Source organism: Desulfovibrio sp., assembly GCF_018379785.1.
In the GTDB taxonomy this organism is placed as follows: domain Bacteria; phylum Desulfobacterota; class Desulfovibrionia; order Desulfovibrionales; family Desulfovibrionaceae; genus Desulfovibrio.
Window position 1 is genome coordinate 1 of sequence record NZ_JAGZUV010000040.1, and the last position, 16,343, is coordinate 16,343.

15 protein-coding genes and 1 pseudogene are annotated in these 16,343 nt (G+C 63.7%); all 16 read left to right on the top strand.

Going from position 1 to position 16,343, the window contains the following annotated elements:
• A pseudogene (locus KH208_RS09615) lies at nt 1–277 on the top strand (hypothetical protein); the annotation flags it as partial.
• 86 nt (nt 278–363) lie between these two features.
• On the top strand, nt 364–1,053 hold the full coding sequence (locus KH208_RS09620; protein WP_291435806.1) for a hypothetical protein: 690 nt from the start codon (nt 364–366) through the stop codon (nt 1,051–1,053).
• A complete protein-coding gene (locus tag KH208_RS09625) occupies nt 1,050–2,648 on the top strand; it encodes a hypothetical protein (RefSeq protein WP_291435808.1) in 1,599 nt (532 codons plus the stop codon). The genes KH208_RS09620 and KH208_RS09625 overlap by 4 nt, the downstream gene beginning before the upstream one ends.
• A gap of 114 nt (nt 2,649–2,762) precedes the next feature.
• Complete coding sequence (locus KH208_RS09630; protein ID WP_291435810.1) at nt 2,763–3,278, top strand: hypothetical protein; 516 nt, start codon at nt 2,763–2,765, stop codon at nt 3,276–3,278.
• A gap of 2 nt (nt 3,279–3,280) precedes the next feature.
• Complete coding sequence (locus tag KH208_RS09635) at nt 3,281–3,535, top strand: hypothetical protein (protein ID WP_291435812.1); 255 nt, start codon at nt 3,281–3,283, stop codon at nt 3,533–3,535.
• Between the two features lie 10 nt (nt 3,536–3,545).
• A complete protein-coding gene (locus KH208_RS09640; protein WP_291435814.1) occupies nt 3,546–5,195 on the top strand; it encodes a portal protein in 1,650 nt (549 codons plus the stop codon).
• Complete coding sequence (locus KH208_RS09645) at nt 5,192–5,494, top strand: hypothetical protein (protein ID WP_291435815.1); 303 nt, start codon at nt 5,192–5,194, stop codon at nt 5,492–5,494. Before KH208_RS09640 ends, KH208_RS09645 begins: the two co-directional genes overlap by 4 nt.
• Entirely contained in the window at nt 5,487–6,185 is a 699-nt protein-coding gene (locus KH208_RS09650) for a hypothetical protein (protein ID WP_291435817.1), read from the top strand. The genes KH208_RS09645 and KH208_RS09650 overlap by 8 nt, the downstream gene beginning before the upstream one ends.
• Before the next feature lie 11 nt (nt 6,186–6,196).
• Nucleotides 6,197–7,114: a major capsid protein gene (locus KH208_RS09655; protein ID WP_291435819.1), complete on the top strand. Its 918-nt coding sequence runs from the start codon at nt 6,197–6,199 to the stop codon at nt 7,112–7,114.
• Nucleotides 7,115–7,138: 24 nt separating this feature from the next.
• Nucleotides 7,139–7,558: a hypothetical protein gene (locus KH208_RS09660; RefSeq protein WP_291435821.1), complete on the top strand. Its 420-nt coding sequence runs from the start codon at nt 7,139–7,141 to the stop codon at nt 7,556–7,558.
• A 10-nt stretch (nt 7,559–7,568) separates the two neighbouring features.
• Nucleotides 7,569–11,045 carry a hypothetical protein gene (locus tag KH208_RS09665; protein WP_291435822.1) on the top strand — a complete coding sequence of 1,159 codons (3,477 nt, stop codon included), beginning with the start codon at nt 7,569–7,571 and terminating at the stop codon, nt 11,043–11,045.
• Nucleotides 11,045–11,308, top strand: a complete 264-nt coding sequence (locus KH208_RS09670; RefSeq protein WP_291435823.1) for a ribonuclease R — start codon at nt 11,045–11,047, stop codon at nt 11,306–11,308. Before KH208_RS09665 ends, KH208_RS09670 begins: the two co-directional genes overlap by 1 nt.
• A gap of 8 nt (nt 11,309–11,316) precedes the next feature.
• A complete protein-coding gene (locus KH208_RS09675) occupies nt 11,317–11,889 on the top strand; it encodes a hypothetical protein (RefSeq protein ID WP_291435824.1) in 573 nt (190 codons plus the stop codon).
• Nucleotides 11,889–13,979: a hypothetical protein gene (locus KH208_RS09680; protein ID WP_291435826.1), complete on the top strand. Its 2,091-nt coding sequence runs from the start codon at nt 11,889–11,891 to the stop codon at nt 13,977–13,979. The genes KH208_RS09675 and KH208_RS09680 overlap by 1 nt, the downstream gene beginning before the upstream one ends.
• Before the next feature lies 1 nt (nt 13,980).
• Nucleotides 13,981–14,619 carry a hypothetical protein gene (locus tag KH208_RS09685; protein WP_291435827.1) on the top strand — a complete coding sequence of 213 codons (639 nt, stop codon included), beginning with the start codon at nt 13,981–13,983 and terminating at the stop codon, nt 14,617–14,619.
• Nucleotides 14,620–14,622: 3 nt separating this feature from the next.
• Nucleotides 14,623–16,302: a hypothetical protein gene (locus tag KH208_RS09690; RefSeq protein WP_291435829.1), complete on the top strand. Its 1,680-nt coding sequence runs from the start codon at nt 14,623–14,625 to the stop codon at nt 16,300–16,302.
• Nucleotides 16,303–16,343: the final 41 nt, after the last annotated feature.

Below are 16,343 nucleotides of genomic sequence, written 5' to 3' on the forward strand. Positions count from 1 at the left end.
GGAGTACATGGCGGTTTGCGCCACCAGCCATGGAATGGTCGGTAGCGGGGAAAGAGTCAAATTTCGTACGTTGGGCAACATCAATCTCAGCAGCGGGTTCGCCTTGGCCTCGCATTGTGGAAGCATACAGTTTCCGGCCAGCACGGACTTCTCGGGCTGTACCGCTGTCACAGGCCGCAAATACTACCTCGAAAAACTTTCCTGTCTTTGTCTGGATGCCGGGGTATTGCCCGGCTCCGTCGCTGGCGAAGCAAAGAACGGCAGTATCTACGTCTGATTTCCGGAACGTCCCGTACCGGACGCGCATGCGCCGCGTCCATGCCGGACATCCGCGATACTCCCCCGCGATCAAAAGGACTGAACATGCCCCGCCAACCCAGATACGCCAAACGCCGCGCCACGGAAGCCCACGACGCCGTCCTTGCGGGCAAGTCCGCCCACAAGGCGCTCGCGCTGGCCCTGGGCATTTCCCCCACCACCCTGAAGCTCTGGCTTGAACAGCAGCCGGACTTCGCCTCCGCCGTGGCCGACGCCCGCGCCGAGCTGGCCCGGCAGCGGGCCGAGGCCGCCTCCGCCAGGGCGGGCCGCAAGTCCAAATATGCCCCCGGCATGGACGAAACGGCCCGCCTGCACGCGGCCACGGGCAAAACCGACGAGGACATCGCCCATGAGCTGGGCGTGTCCCTGACCACCCTGCGCAACTGGCGGCAAAGCCATCCCGGCCTGCACCAGGCCATTCAGGAGGGGCGCGACTGCTGGGCCGTCACCACCGTGGAGCAAAGCCTGATCAAGCGCGCGCAGGGCTATGAATATGAAGAAACCACCACGGAAACGGGCGACAAGGGCGAGCGCATTGTAACCATGCAGCGCCATATGCCGCCGGACACCCGCGCCGCCCAGTTCGTGCTGACCAACCGCGCCCCGGCGCGCTGGAAGCAGAAACAGGAAGTGGAACATAAAGGAGAGGTGGAACTTTCCCTCCCGGACGCGGTCCGGGAACTTTTCAACAGCGTCATGGGCGAGCATACTGTGAGCCGGGGAGGCGATCAATGATCCCCCGCCGCGCCGTTCCCTTCGTTGACCGGCACGAGGCCGCTCAAGCTTATGCCGACATTCTGGGCGAGGCCGGCAGGCACGGCCCCCAGTCTGTCATGGCCGCCATGGCCGCCCTGGGCCGGGCCGACCTCTTCTTTCTGCTCACCCGGCTCATGTGCCGCAAGGACGCGGACAACGACTGGTGCTTTGCCCGCTGCAAGGAGGTGGCGTCCGCCCCGGACGGTCGTCTGGATCTCTGGGCGCGCGAACACTACAAGTCCACCATCATTACTGTGGCCCTGTCCATCCAGGACATCCTGCGCGACCCGGAAATAACCATCGGCATTTTCAGCCACACCCGTCCCAACGCCAAGGGCTTTCTGGCCCAGATCAAGCGGGAGCTGGAAACACGCGACGTTCTGAAACAGTGCTACCCGGAAGTGCTCTACGCCCAGCCGGACAAGGAAAGTCCGGTCTGGAGCCTGGACGACGGTCTGCTGGTCAAGCGCCGCGGCAATCCCAAGGAAATGACCGTGCAGGCCTGGGGTGTCGTGCAGGGCCAGCCCATCGGCAAGCACTTCAAACTGCTGGTTTATGACGACGTGGTCACGCCGGAAAACGTCACCAATCCGGAGCAGATCAAAAAAACCTCCGAACAGCTGCGCCTGTCCTACGCGCTGGGGGCCGAGGGCGGAGCGCGGCGCATGATCGGCACCCGCTACCACCTTTTCGACACCTACGCCGAACTGCTCAAGGAAGGCATCGTCATCAGGCGCGAATATCCCGCCACCGTGGACGGAACGGCTGAAGGCGAGCCGTGCTTCCTCAGCCGTGAACGGCTCATGGAAAAGCGCAAGGACTTCGGCCCGTACAACTTCGCCTGTCAGATGCTGCTCAATCCCGTAGCCGAGGACGCCCAAGGTTTCCGGCGGGAATGGCTGCGCTACTGGAATGCCGCGCCGGATCTCTGGCAGGGTATGAACCGCGTCATTCTTGTGGACCCGGCCAGCAGCAAAAAGAAGGACAGCGACTATACCGTCATGGCCGTCATGGGCTGGCATGAGGACAGAAATCTTTACTGCATCCACGGCGAACGGGCCCGCCTCAACCTTACCGAGCGCGCGGCAAACCTTTTTCGATTGGTGCGTCGGTTCAATCCTCTCTTTGTCGGCTACGAGCAATACGGCATGCAGTCGGATATCGAGCATATCCAGAGCGAAATGCAGCGCCGCAACTACCATTTCAACATCATGCCCCTGGGCGGCAAAACCGCCAAGAGCGACCGCATCCGGCGTCTGATTCCCTGGTTCGAGAAGGGGCGTTTCTTCCTGCCTTCCGTGGCCAATTTCAAAGATGAGAGCGGGATCATCCGCAATTTTACCACGCTTCTGGTGGAAGAGGAATACGAGAGCTTTCCGGTCAGCGCCCATGACGACATGCTGGACTGCCTGGCACGCGCCGTGGACCCGGAAGTAAGCGTTCATTTTCCCGAATCCGTGGACGGCCGCGGCCCGCAAGAAAAAGAGGCCGAGCGTCTCATGGCCGCCCGGCGGCAGACGGACGGCGTGCGCCATATCCTCAAGTACGGCTACGGCGGGCGCGGTAGCCGTTAGCGGCTCTGCCGCTTACGGATAGCGACAGCAATTTCCTTGCGTCGCGTACAGAGTATCCAATTACTGTCTCCATCCGTAGCTTCCTTCGTCGCAACGGCTGGAGCCGGGGGTCATATGAGCATCAAGTATCGTTTTACCCTGGCCGACACGCCCGCTCTGCGCCGTCTGCCCTTTGAGCGGATGGAGTCCGAAGGCATCGCGCGGGCCGTGATCTGGAACCGTGTCGATCCCTGCCTGCTGGACTGGCTGGAATGCGTCAATCCCCAATATGCGTTCTGCTGGCTGGCCCATGACCGGAATAATGCCCTTGCGGGAACCGTCTGGCTCAATCCTGTCATGGGCCTGTGCGGCTGTGTGCATTTCTGCATCTTCAAGGCGGCGCGGCCGGACTGGGAAAACCTCGGGCGTCAGGCCATAGCGCATCTGTTTCAGGCGCGTCCGCTGGCCGGGCTGCTGGCCGTCTGGCCCGCGCACTACCGTTATGTGACCAGAGCCGCAAAGCATTGGGGCTTCGGCAAGCCGGCGCTGCTGCCCAAAGCCTGCCATATGCCCGGCATCCACAAGCCCGCGCGTTGCCGCGACGGTTTCATGGCCGTGCTGCAACGGAAGAATTTCAACCTGGAGGCATAACTATGGGCGGCGTGATTTCATCCATTTTCGGCGGCGGCCAGAGCAGCGCCCCGGCTCCCGTGGTCTATGAGGCCGAGGCCGCGCCGCGCGAGGCGGAGCAGGAGGCCGAAGCCTCCAATGTGCGCGACGAGGAAAAGCGCAAACTGCGCCAGCGGCGGCAGATGGGCGGCACGCTGCTCACGTCGCCCCTGGGCGTTGCCGGCGGCGCCAACAGCACGGGCGCGTCCCTGCTGGGGCGCTCCGGCCTGAACGGTTGAGGGCTGCGGAATGGATTTGAAAGACGTCAAGCAACTCGTCGGCCATCTGGAAAGCCTGCGCGCCAAGCGTCTGGCCCAACAGCGCGAACTGGGGCGGCTGATCCTGCCTTCGCGCGGGCTGTTCCAGGGCGAGGACGCGGAAAGCCTGCGCGAGTCCAACCTGTTCAATCCGGCGGCCAACCGCGCCTTGCGCAAGGCCGCCGCGGGCATGACCCAGGCCATTACTCCGGCCGGCAATCCCTGGTTCAAGCACGCCTTTCTGCTGCGCGAGGACCGCGAGGCCACGGGCGGCAACGAGTATGTGGACGCGGTTGACAATCTGCTGCGCACCGTGCTTTCCGCCGGGGGCTTCTATCGGGCCATCCATTCTTTCAACAAGGAGCTGCTGGGCTTCGGTTGCGCTCTTTTGGGCTGCGAGGAAAGCCCGCGCACGGTGGCCCGCTATTTCTGTCAGACCTGCGGCACGTACTGCGTGGCCCTGGACGAGGACGGCGATCTTGACGCCGTGGCCCGCCGCCTGCTGATGACCCCGCGCGAGCTGGCCCGGCGCTTCGGCGAGGACCGTCTTTCCGACATAAGCCGCCGGAAGCTGAAAAAGGATTCGTATGATCCCGTGCCCGTGCGCCATGTGGTCCAGCGCCGGGCGGCGCGCGATCCGGAACGCATGGACCGGAGCAACATGCCCTGGGGCTCCTGGTGGTATGAGGAGGGCGGCGCGAGCGACTTTCTGGACGTGGGCGGCTTCCGTGCCATGCCCTTCTTTTTCACAGTCTGGGAGGAAGCACGCGGCGTGTACGGCACCGGGCCCGGCGACGAGGCCCTGGCCGACCAGAAAGGCATTGAAGGCTGGGAATTGCGCAAGGCCGTGGGCGTGGAAAAGATGATCGACCCGGTGCTTGTTTCGCAAGGGCCGCTCAAGGCCTATGTGGACACCTCGCCGGGGGCCGTCATCCCCTCCGGCGGTTTTGGCGCGGACAGCCTCAAACCGCTCTATGAAGTCAATTTCGGCCCGGCCGTCCAGCATGTGCAGGAAGAGATCAACCAGATTTCCCTGCGTCTGGAAGACGTGATGATGGCCAACATCTTCGCCAACATGAGTCTGGAGACGCGCCCGGCGGGCATGACCATGACCGAGTACATGGACCGCCGCAGACGCAGCGCCGAGCTCATGGGCCCCACTGTGTCCAGCTATGAGCCGCGCATTCTCTCCCCCGTGCTGGAGAACACTTTCGGCCTGCTGGAGGAATACGGCCTGCCGCCCCGGCCGCCGGACGGCCTCTCGCCCTTTGCCTCGCTCAATGTCTCCTATCAGTCGCCCATGGCTCAGATGCTTGAACAGAGCGGGGCCGTGGCCATCCAGAGCCTTTTCGAGCTGGCCGCGCCCATGCTGCAGGCCGCGCCGGACCTGGCGGACAAGATCGACTTTGAGCAGGCCATCGACGAGCTGGCCCAGCGTCTGGGCGTGCCCGCCACGGTGATCCGCTCCGATGAAACCGTGGCCGCCATGCGGCGGCAGCGGGCCGAAGCGCAGGCCGCGCAGCGGCAACAGACGGCGGAAGCGCAGATGCTGCAACAAGTGGCGGCCCTGGGCAATGTGAAAACCCAGGGCACCGTGGCCGGTGAGGTGTTGGGAACAGTACAGGGAGGAGAGTCCGCATGAAAACGCCCGAAGAGCTGGCCGCCGCACGGCAATCGCAGGAAGACGAAGCCCGCCAAGCGCGCGTGGACCTGCGCGACGTGCTGGACACGGAAGCGGGCTGCCGCGTCTTTGTCCGCTTACTGCATGAATTGGGGGCTGGCGCCCCCATGAAGAATGAAACCGACATGCGCCTGCGCAACGCGGCGGACTGGCTGCTGCATCAGGTTGCGGCCGCACATCCGGCGGCCTTTGTCCGCCTGACAGCGTCCGTCTGGAATAGTAACGGCGCCCATATAGTTAAGGAGGAAACCCATGCCTGAAGACATCACCCCCGGCGCGACGCCCCCGGAAGGCGGAGAATCCGCGCAGCGGAGCGAGCCGGAAACCACGCTTTCCGGCGAAGCGAGAGCGAGTGCGGCGCAGGGACGCGCCGCCGAGCATCATCCCGAAGATTGGCGTTCCGGGCTTCCCGCCGCCTGGGCCGACAAGCTCAAGGACGTGGCAGGCGAAGAGGATGCCGTCAAGGCTCTTGAGCGCGGCCTGTCCTACACGCCCGCGCTCAAACCCGAGGATGTGGAGCTGAAATATCCCGACGACATCCAGGTGGACGAGGGCGTGCGCGACAATTTTTGCCGGTTCTGCGTGGACAAGGGCATCACCCCGGCCCAGGCCCAGGCGCTGCTGGACTGGCAACTGGCCGCCAACAAGGAAATTACGGACGCGGTCATGGCAAAAGGCAAGGCCGAGCTGCAAAAGCTCTGGGGCAGCCGTTTTGAAGAGAACAGCGCCAAGGCCCTCAAGGCCGTGGTGGCCCTGGACAAGCGCATGGGCGGGCGGCTTTCCGAAACCATGGCTTTCAACGGCATGAACAACAACCCCGTGCTGGTGGAGGCTTTTCACGCCATCGGCACGCTTATTTCCACGGACGCCCTTTCCGGCGGCCGGGCCGCCCCGGCTCCGGACAAACCGGAAACGGCGGAAGAAACCTACAACGGCATGTTCAATAAGTGAGGTGACCAACCATGCCCGACATGATCCCGCAGACTCTCAAGGAAATCGCCCTGGACAAGGCGAAAAAGCGCCCGGAGCTGGTGGACTATCTCACCGAGGAAGCCCCCATTCTGGCCATGCTCAAATGGATTCCGGCCACGCACGGCCTCTGGAACGTGGAAGAAGTGCTGGCCAACGTGCAGGGCCCGGCCTTCGGCGAACTGGGAGCGCCCCTGCCCAGCATGAAGGCCGACACCAATTTGCGCCAGACCTACGTCTCCGTGCTGGGCGGCGAAATGGAAGTGAGCAAGGACAAGGCCGACCAGTTCGGCGGCGCGCCCAAGTACTTCGCCCGGCGCGAATCCGCCATCCTTAAAAAGGCGGGCAGCGACACTGAGCTGGCCATCTGGCGCGACCATTGGCGCAAGGCCGCTCTGGCCAAGAAACTCGTCAGCAAGGGCCAGGCCACGGGCAACGCCTACACCGTCCTGGTGGTGCGTTTCGACAAGGAAATCAATATCGGCATCTATGATCCCACGGGATTTAACCAGGGCCGACTGGTGGACATCACGCCCATCAACGGCGGCAGCCTCTATCACCTGCGCAGCCAGGAAGGCGTGCTGGGCTACGGCGTTGAATACCGCGGCCGTTTCGGCTGGCAAAATCTCGCGCCCGAACGCGCGGTGCACGCCGTCGTCAACGTCAACGCCGAGAACCTGCCCAGCCTGGGCCAGTTGGAGGACGCCATTGCCGCTGTGCGCGGCACGGCGGAAAACACCTACATCTTCGGCCATCACAAAATCCTGCAGAAGACCATGAGCGCCATCAAGAAGGAATACCTGCAGATGACCGTCAACGACGGCTCCATGAAGACCGTCATCGGCGACATCAACGGCGTGAAGCTGGTGGGTTCCTATAATCTGCCCGACGGCACCGAAGCCGCCGTTTAGCGCGGCACGGACAGGAGAAAGCATATGAGCAAGCATTTTGAATACGGCGCGGAAAACCGCTGGCATGACCAGTACTTCGAAAAGGGCGTTACGCTGCCCGATTCCTCCGGCGTCGTGTGCGCCAACGCCCTGGCCGTGGGGCAACATCACGGGGCGCTTGCCGTCACGCTGGTTGCGGACGGCGCGGTGAGCATTCCCGCAGCCAAAAAGCTGACCGTCAGCGTACAGGGAAGCGACACAGAGAACGGCGTATTTGCCGACGTGGCGAGCGCGCCGGAAATGAGCGTCAGCGGCGGAGCCGATGCGGCCGCGGTCTTTGCCGACGGCGAAGTCATCGGCAAGCTGGTGCTGCCGGATATGGCGGATTACGCCAGAATCAAGCTGACCACGGACGGCGCGGCCACCGGCAAGGTGGACGTCTTCCTCAACTATCCGGCCCGCTAGGAGCGTCACCATGATTGCCCGGACCAGCGTCGTTGTCCGCTACATCGTAACCGCCGGGGTCTTGTCCTACGCCGTTCCCTTTCCCATCTACAGTGAAAAGGACGTGCGCGTAACCTTTTCCACAGACGGCAGAACGGAAACGGCGCTGGCTCCGGGCGCGGACTATACTGTGGCTGTGCTGTCCTCCGGCGGCGGGACTGTCACGTTGCACTCCGCCGGGATTGTTCCCGCAGGGGCGGTACTGGCCGTGGCTTCCGCCATCCCGGCAACTCAGGAGGCGGACTTTTCCGCCACCACGGACGTGGACACCGGGGCCCTGGAAACCCAGCTCGACCGCCAGGTGCAGATGATCCAGCAACTGGAGGCCGATCTTGACCGGGCGGTCAAGGTTCCGGCGGCCTCCGGGGAAAGTCCGGAAAGTGTTGTGCGGGATATTTATGCCGCGCGCGACGCGGCGGGAGCCTCCGCCGGAGCCGCGGGCGACAGCGCCGCACGGGCGGCTCAAGGCGCGGCGGACGCGGCGGCAAGCGCCGACCGCTCGGCGGCCGAAGCCGCCGAGGCCGAGTACTGGGCCGGGCGCGCCGAGGACGCAAGCAACAACGGCCCGGCCACGCCTGAGCACATCGGCGGCGTCAAACCCCGTCACGGCCTGTCTGTCATGGAGGACGGCACCCTGGACCTCAATACGGGCGACGGCCTGGAAATCGACGCAACGGAGAACGCCCCGCGCGTCAACGCGTCCGGCATCCGGCACGGCATCCTGGCCGTGGCGCACGGAGGCACCGGCTCCGGCACCCCCCAGGGCGCGCTGGAAAACCTGGGCCTTGCCGCCTGGCAGAAAGGCATGGAAAGCAGCAATCCCCAGCGCCTGCGCAACGTCATCCTCTCCGGCCGGGAAAAAGACGGCTATCCGGCCTACCTCGTGGGCCAGGAGTTCATTGACATGCAGCACGAGGACGGCGTGTACATCAGCAAGCGCGGCACGGTCAGCGCCAGCGGGGAGTACGGCACGGCATACCGGGCCACCAGGCCGCTGCGCAATCAGCTTGTCTACCAGACTCAGGGCTGGCTGACGCCCAACACCGTGACCGGCGGCCAGTGGGAATACGCCTTTGCCGACCGGGCGCACGTGCTCACGGGCCTTTATCTCCAGAACCGGGACAACGAGCCGCAATGTTTCCCCAGGAAATGGCAGTTGCAGGGCTGGAATGAAAGCAGCGGCCTCTGGGAGGACATCTACCGCCGCGACAATGACCAGGCCCTGCGCGGCAGTTCGGACAACCTCAAGGACAACGGGCGGATGTACTGGTTCACGGAGAATGCCAGAGCCTACCGGCGCGTGCGCATCAACATCGAAAGCAACCACGGCGGCAACTACGCGCAGCTCGCCGTCATCCGTCTGTACGAGGCGGTCATTCCCGGCCTGCACAAATATGACCTGGCCCTGTACGCCACGCCCGAAACGCCCTTTGCGGCCTCCGTGGCCTGCGGCCTGAGTGCTGACGGCGCGGCCCGCACCCTGGATCATCCGGTGAAGATCACGGAACACGTCGTTTTTGACGGGCGCAAGCTGGCGGAAATGAGCCGCAATTACATCTACATCGTCCCGGCCGATGCAGGCACCGGCCACCTTCCGGCCAATCTGGACGCGGACAGAGCCGTGCCCCTGCCCGGCAATGCGGCCTTTCTGTACGCGGACACCCGCAAACTGCACTACGGCACGCGGGGCGACATTGAAAAAGAGTGTTTCGCCCTGCTGCAATCCCGCCACACAGTGGCCTACGATCCGGCGCCCAACGGCCTGTTCGAGATGAACCAGGGGGCCTGGAACCATCCGCTGTACTTTCAGAACATGCGGGTGGACCCCACGGAAAAGCCACGGGGCGCGGCCTCCAGCTACAGGTTTGCGGGCGGCGACAACTTTATCGGCCCCAATGCCGACCTGACGGCATCTCTGCTCGGCAAAAACGCCCATCCCTACAGCAACGAATGCACCGTGGAGCTGGATTTCAAGTGGAACGGCCCGGCCCCGGAAACGGCGGACAGCTATTATATCCTCTATGACAACGGATACTATACAAGCCGGGGCTGGGCGCTGGGCTATCACAACCGCAAAAAATGCCTGGCCCTGCATTGGGGCAGCAAAAGCATCAGCAACTGGTGCTACCATGTGCCGTTCAATGCCGCTGACGGCACATGGCATACGGTTTCCGTGAGCCAGCGCGATTCCAGCCTGTTCATCCATGTGGACGGCAATTGCCTCGGCGCGTTCAACAACGTCTCCCTGGGCAATCCCAATTACCGCTACTGGTTTCTGGGCCGCTGGATACACTCCGCCTCCAACCAGTGGTACGGGCATCTCAATAATCTGCGCGTCACCCTGGGCGCGGCCCTGTACCAGGGGCGGGATTATGCCGTGTCCCCGCGTTTCAACTCCGGCCTGATTCCGGACAAAACCCTGTGGTACGACGCCGCGGAGGGCGTGGTGAAGGAATGGCAAGCGGATGCGGGCGCGTGGCTGAAAACGCCCATGCTGCCCGTCGGGCATGTGGATACCGGGCGAAAAGAGCACCTCATGACCGATCAGCCCAGGGGAACCTGGCTCAACCAGCCGACCAAATATGTGCTGCCCGAAGGTTACGGGTCTGACGGCGCATACACAGGCAACACCACAGCCGCCAGCCTGTTCAATTTCGGTGACGGCGGGGCCAATGTCTATGGTTCGCCCAACAACGCCGCAACCGAACATTTTATCCATATCGCGCTGGAACGCCCCATGGCTTTTGAGCGCCTGATGCTCACGCCGGGCGTGGGCACGTTTTCGTGGAACGCCTTCCCCTGTAAATTCAGGCTGTCCGGCGGCAATGACGACGGGCAGCCCTGGGTGATGCTGATAGACCGCACGGCTTTTGCGGATGACGGGGGCATGATGTTTGAGGGCGTCAGCCCCAACGGCTCCAGCCCCAACCTGCGGGCATACAAGTCCTTCAGCTACGATAATCCCACGGCATTCAGCATGTACAGGTTGGATTTCCCGGCCAAAAACGACGTGCCCTTGTACAGGGATTACGGCTACACGGCCACAGCCGCCCTGTTCACCTTCCGTGACGCCAGGCCCGAAATGCTGGGCATCTCCAGCTATGCCGCGGGCGAGACGTGGAGCATCGGCCCCATTCCGCTGGGCGTGGGCACGGAGGCCGAAATCCCGGTTCCCTTCGGCAATCTGCCCTTTTCCGTGGATGGCTGTGTGGAGGAAGAGCAGGACTGCCAGGTCAAAAAGCGCAGGCTGGGCGAGTTGTCCGGTTGGTACGACAGTGGCCACAGCGTGCACGGTGAAATTGTCTATCAGAAGAGTGACGCCGTAGTGCTGGTCACGGGAAACAGCGCCGTCAGCCACTACAACGGCGCGTCCTGGAACTCGCCGTCCGTGAATACGCAAAGCAACAAGGCCAACTACTATCTCAGCCTGCGACGGAGGGGCGTGTGATGCGGATTCTTACCTGGCTGACGCCCGAGAATGAAGTGTATTGCGCCGCGACGCCGCGCGGGGCCGGAGACACGGCCGTGGCCGACAGACCGGCGGACCTGCCGCAGGGCCGCTACAACAGGGAAAGCGGGCAGTGGGAACGAGTCTACGAGGAGCCCGGACCGGAAGACATCAGCCTGGGCGAAGCCGAGCGGCTTTACGCCTGGGCCGAAGCCCAGGGCGAGGGCATGGCGGGCATCCTGATAAAGGCGCTGGGGCTGTAGGAGGAGGTATGCGTCACAACCGCACCAGCATCATCAATACGGCCCTCATGCGCGTAGGGGGCCAAGGCGTCACCGCCGCGTTTCAGGATTCGCCTTCAGCTCAGACAGCGGCCGCCGCTTATGACCGGGCCGTGGCCTATTGTCTGTCTCTGCATCCGTGGAGTTTCGCCCTGAAGCACGCTGCCCTGGCCCGAGGCACGGAAAGCCCGGCGCCGGGTTGGCGTTACGCCTGGCCCCTGCCCGCCGACTGCCTGCGGGTGGTGACTGCCGCGGCGGACGGCGGAGAGCGGCATGTCCGGTATGCGCTGTCTGGGGATGCCCTGCAGACGGACAGCGGTGCCGTCACCGTCAGCTACATCAGTTCCGAGGCCGTCGCTTTCCCGGACGCCTTCGCCGATGTCCTGGCCTGGCGCGTGGCCCTGGAAATCGCGCCCTATGTCGAGCAGGGCGGCGGCAATGTCCGCGACTATCTGGAAATGTTCGAGCGCGCCCTGGACCGGGCCAAGGTGGAAAATGACGTCCGGCAGCGGCCCGAACGCGTCTGCCGGTCCTCCTTCCTCAAAGAGCGGATGGTTTTCTGATGCCCCTCTACCATATTCAAAATGTCCTTAACGGCGGCGAGATCACCCCCCTGATGCGCGGGAGGGTGGATCAGCCTCGCTACGGCACGGGCGCGCGGGAGATGCGCAACTTCGTGCCCATGCCCCAGGGCGGCGTCACCCGCAGATCCGGCACGCGTTTTCTGGGCATGGCCCACAATGACGCGGCCCGTCTGATCTCCTTTGTTTTTTCCGCTACCCAGGGCCGCATGCTGGAGTTCGGGGACAAGTCCATGCGCGTCTGGCTGCCCGACGGGCGTCTGGTAGCGGATGAAAACGGCGCGCCCAAGGTTTTCGAGTCCCCCTATGCCGCCGCCGACCTGCGGGAACTGCGCTTTGCCCAGTCCGCCGACGTGATCTATTTCGCTCATCAGGGCTATGCCCCGCGCAAACTTTCCCGCCATGCCGATGACGACTGGCGCTGGAGCGTGTTGACCTTTGTTCCGGCCATCGCCGCGCCCGGCGACGTCAGTTTGCAGATTGTGGACCGGGGCTATGACGGCGACAACGCCACGCGCGTCTATACCTACGCCGTCACGGCCGTGGACGAGGAAACCGGGCAGGAATCCGGCGCCGGCGCCGAGGTCGGCATCACGGCCAAGGCCCTCAATTCCGTGAGCTACATCATCCGCGCCACCTGGCCGAAGGTTGAGGGCGCCGCCTATTACCGCGTCTACAAGAAGAAATATGGCGTGTTCGGCTATATCGGCAGGTCCGGCGCGGAATGCTCCTTTGACGATGAAAATATCGGCGCGGACACCGAAGACACCCCGCCGGAGCACAAGAATCCGTTTGAAAAGGAAGGCGACTGGCCTTCACAGGTCTTCTTTCACCAGCAACGCCTGGGCTGGGCCGCCACCGCCAACCGGCCCATTACCGTCTGGCTTTCGCGCACCGGGGATTTCGAGATCATGGCCGCGTCCACGCCGCCCAAGGATGATGACGCCATCGAGGCCACCCTGGCCGCCACCCAGGCCAACCGCATCGTCTGGCTGCAACCCGACCGCCAGTCCCTGACCTTCGGCACCGAGGGCAGCGAGTGGACGCTTTCCGCCGGCGAGGGCGTGGCCCTGACCCCCTCCAATATCAGCTTTGAAATGCAGACCGCCAACGGCGGCGACAACGCGGCCCCGGCCATTTCCGTGGGCGGCGGCGTGCTCTACCTCCAGCGCGGCGGCAAGGCCGTGCGCCAGTTCGCCTACAACTACAGCGCGGACAAATATCTCGGCCAGGACGTGACCCTTCTGGCCCGGCACATGCTGCGCGACGCCGCCGTAACGGTCTGGGCTTATCAGCAGGAACCCTGCTCCGTGATCTGGTGCGCGCTGTCCGACGGCACCCTGGCCGGGCTCACCTACATGCCGGAGCAGGAAGTCATGGGCTGGCACCGCCACGACACGGACGGACGCTTTGAGGACGTGGCCGCCATGCCCGGCACGCCCGACGATCAGACCTGGTTTCTGGTGCGGCGGGATTGCGGGCTTTGCGTGGAACGGCTGGACAGCTTCTTTGACGCCGACGATCTGGCGGAAGCCTATTTTCTGGACAGCGCGCTCAATTACCAGGGCCCGGCCGCTACGCGCTTCAACGGGCTTGATCATCTGGCGGGCCGTGAGGTTCAGGTTTTCGCCGACGGCGGCACCGTGGACGGCTTGGCCGTGGATGCGGACGGCGGCCTGACCCTGCCCCGGCCCGCGTCCAGCGTGCATGTGGGCCTGCCGTACACCTCGCGCCTTGTGCCCAACCTGCCGGAAATTCAGACCCGGCAGGGTTCCAGCATGATGCACAACCGCAAAATTACCGCCGTGCGCCTCCGGACCTATCGCAGCATGTCCTTTCTGGCCGGACTGGAGGGCAACCTTACTCCCATCGCGGACAGACATATCCGCGCCGGAGCGTTCCGGACGCAACCATTTTTCAGCGAAGGCACGGATCTGGCCCTGAACGTCTGCGGCGGCTGGGCGGACGAATCCCCTCTGATCGTGGAGGTGACCAGCCCTACGCCGCTGACTGTTCTGGCCATCTCCACGGCCGTGGATGTTTCTCCGTATTCCGGAAAGGGAGGATTCTGATATGGGCGCCACCGCGCTTGCGCTGACCATGGGCGGACTTTCCGCCATTTCCAGCCTGTCGCAGGCCAGCCAGGCCAACCGTCAGGCCAGATACCAGCAGGCCCAGATGGAGGTCAATGCGGCGGCCGCGCGCAATCAGGCCAAGATCACGGCGGAGAAAGGCCGCATCGAAGCGGAAAACCTGGACCGCGAGCGTTCGGCCCTGCGCCGGGAATACGCCGACGTGCAGGCGGGCAATGTGGCCAACTTCGGCGCGCTGGGCGTGGACATGTCCAGCGGCAGCGCGGCGGCTTCCCTGGAGGGCAACGCCAACCGTTTCGCCGCGGACTATGGGGCCAACCGCTACCAGAAAGCCGTGGGAGAATGGGAAACCAGCGAGAACGTCAAGGCACAGCGGGCCAATGCCCAAAATTACGAGAACGCGGCCTCCTGGTACGGCTCCACGGTCAAGAACCTGGGCCAGTCGCTACTCACCGCCGGAATATCCGGTCTGGCATCCGGAATCAGCGCCTACGGCATGGCCGGGGGATTCGGCGGCGGAGCTGGCGGCGACGGAGCGCTGACCGCTCTGGGCAAGCGGGCTTCCGGTGGGGCCTTCGGCAAGGGCCTGCGCTGGGGCACAAAAACTATCAGGAGTTAATCCATGGCCATCCGCATTCAGCAGTACAGTACGCCGCCCCGGCGCATTCAGGCCGGGGGCATTGATCCCGGCTTTTCCAATCCCCTGATCCGCGACGCCGGGCGCTCCGCCGACGCCGACGTCACGGACGCCATGCTCAAGGCGGGCATGCAGATCACGGAGGTGGGCATCAGGGAGTACGTCAAGGATCAGACCACGGCGGTATCCGAAGCCCTGCAGGAATACCGCGCGGCGCTCTCTACGGAGCGCAACCGTTATACCAAAGAGAACAAGGGCAAAGACGCCATAGGCGCGGGCGCATACTTCGACGGTTTTGCGCGTGATGCCGCAAGGCCCTTGGCGGATCGCTTTTCCGGCCGTTTCCGCGAGATGTTCATGAAGGATGCGGCGGCCACGGGCCTGCACTTCGCCGAGCAGGGCCAAAGTTACGGACGGCAACAGAAAGAGGCCTGGGACAAGAGCGTTTTTGAAGGCGATATGGCCCAGACCATGGACGTCATCGCCAATGATCCCGGCAATGCCGACTTTGTGGAAGAAAGCCTGCGCAATCTCAAATCCCGCGCCGCGTCCATGTTCCCCGGCCTGGACCGCCGCGCCATGGAAGCGGACCTCAACCGCAAGGTGGCGGGGCTGACCATCGACAGTTTTCTGGCCAAAGATAATGTTGGCAATGCGCGTGGCGCGTTCAGCCAGTACAAGGACTTGCTGGGCGCGGCCGCACCGCAGTACGAAGCCAGGATCAAGGCCAAGGGTCGGGAACTGGAGGCGAGGGCCAGGGCGGAACGGGAACGGGCGCAAAACCGCGTTGCGGCGGAAAATGCCCGCGAACTCCTGACGCGCTTCGGCGGCGATTCGCAGCAGGCCATTGAGCACATCAACGCCACTGTTCAGGATACGCAGGAGCGCCTGCGCCTCACGTCCGCCTACCTCACGCAACGCAATATTGAAGATGCCGCCCGGCAGCAGATCAGGCAGGAAAACATCATTACCGCCCAGAATGACATCAAGGCCAGAATCCGGGCGGCGGGCAAGGACGTGGCCGCGCTCAACGCCATAGTCGCCGAAGCTGAACCGGAGTTCAAGCAATTCGCCCTGGCTCATGCGGAACAGGCCGTGGGCGGGCAGCGCCGCGGCATATCCGACCCGCAGGCCTGGGCCGACGCGCACAGCGCCGTTCTGCGCGGCGAACCGTTTGAAATCGTCATGGGCCGCCATGTGGGGCAACTCTCCGACCCGGACGCCGAGCGCCTCAAAACCCTGGCCGAGGACCAGGCCGCCAAGGAGGCCGAGGCCAAGGACGACCTCTATTTCAACAGTCTCTTTGAACGCAGCCGCTATGCCGCGCTGGACCCGGGGGACAAGCGCGCCGCCAGGGCCCAGCTCAAGCAGGAGTATTTCGAGCGCACGCGCGGCCTGCGCACCCTGCGGGAACGCCAGGACGTGGCCTTCCAGCTCCTGCACGACAGGGAAGTGCCGGGCCTGCTCTGGTGGAGGTCAACGGTGACATCCCTCCAGGCGCGTGAAGATGAAATCAATGGAAAGGCCGTGCGCTACGCCGTTCCGAAGGATGCGGCTGAGAAGATCAAAAAAGAACTTATACGGCAAGGCGACAAAGAAGAAGAAATAACCGAAGATAAAATATACAAAGTTTTTACAAGATACCATCAATATTATGGATATTAATATGAGTCAGGTTGAAAATTTCTCCAACGTCACTGACGCAC

Excerpts from the sequence above, each read along its gene's own strand:
- KH208_RS09620 (WP_291435806.1), top strand. The coding sequence starts at position 364 with ATGCCCCGCCAACCCAGATACGCCAAACGCCGCGCCACGGAAGCCCAC.
- KH208_RS09625 (WP_291435808.1), top strand. The coding sequence starts at position 1,050 with ATGATCCCCCGCCGCGCCGTTCCCTTCGTTGACCGGCACGAGGCCGCT.
- KH208_RS09630 (WP_291435810.1), top strand. The coding sequence starts at position 2,763 with ATGAGCATCAAGTATCGTTTTACCCTGGCCGACACGCCCGCTCTGCGC.
- KH208_RS09635 (WP_291435812.1), top strand. The coding sequence starts at position 3,281 with ATGGGCGGCGTGATTTCATCCATTTTCGGCGGCGGCCAGAGCAGCGCC.
- KH208_RS09640 (WP_291435814.1), top strand. The coding sequence starts at position 3,546 with ATGGATTTGAAAGACGTCAAGCAACTCGTCGGCCATCTGGAAAGCCTG.
- KH208_RS09645 (WP_291435815.1), top strand. The coding sequence starts at position 5,192 with ATGAAAACGCCCGAAGAGCTGGCCGCCGCACGGCAATCGCAGGAAGAC.
- KH208_RS09650 (WP_291435817.1), top strand. The coding sequence starts at position 5,487 with ATGCCTGAAGACATCACCCCCGGCGCGACGCCCCCGGAAGGCGGAGAA.
- KH208_RS09655 (WP_291435819.1), top strand. The coding sequence starts at position 6,197 with ATGCCCGACATGATCCCGCAGACTCTCAAGGAAATCGCCCTGGACAAG.
- KH208_RS09660 (WP_291435821.1), top strand. The coding sequence starts at position 7,139 with ATGAGCAAGCATTTTGAATACGGCGCGGAAAACCGCTGGCATGACCAG.
- KH208_RS09665 (WP_291435822.1), top strand. The coding sequence starts at position 7,569 with ATGATTGCCCGGACCAGCGTCGTTGTCCGCTACATCGTAACCGCCGGG.
- KH208_RS09670 (WP_291435823.1), top strand. The coding sequence starts at position 11,045 with ATGCGGATTCTTACCTGGCTGACGCCCGAGAATGAAGTGTATTGCGCC.
- KH208_RS09675 (WP_291435824.1), top strand. The coding sequence starts at position 11,317 with ATGCGTCACAACCGCACCAGCATCATCAATACGGCCCTCATGCGCGTA.
- KH208_RS09680 (WP_291435826.1), top strand. The coding sequence starts at position 11,889 with ATGCCCCTCTACCATATTCAAAATGTCCTTAACGGCGGCGAGATCACC.
- KH208_RS09685 (WP_291435827.1), top strand. The coding sequence starts at position 13,981 with ATGGGCGCCACCGCGCTTGCGCTGACCATGGGCGGACTTTCCGCCATT.
- KH208_RS09690 (WP_291435829.1), top strand. The coding sequence starts at position 14,623 with ATGGCCATCCGCATTCAGCAGTACAGTACGCCGCCCCGGCGCATTCAG.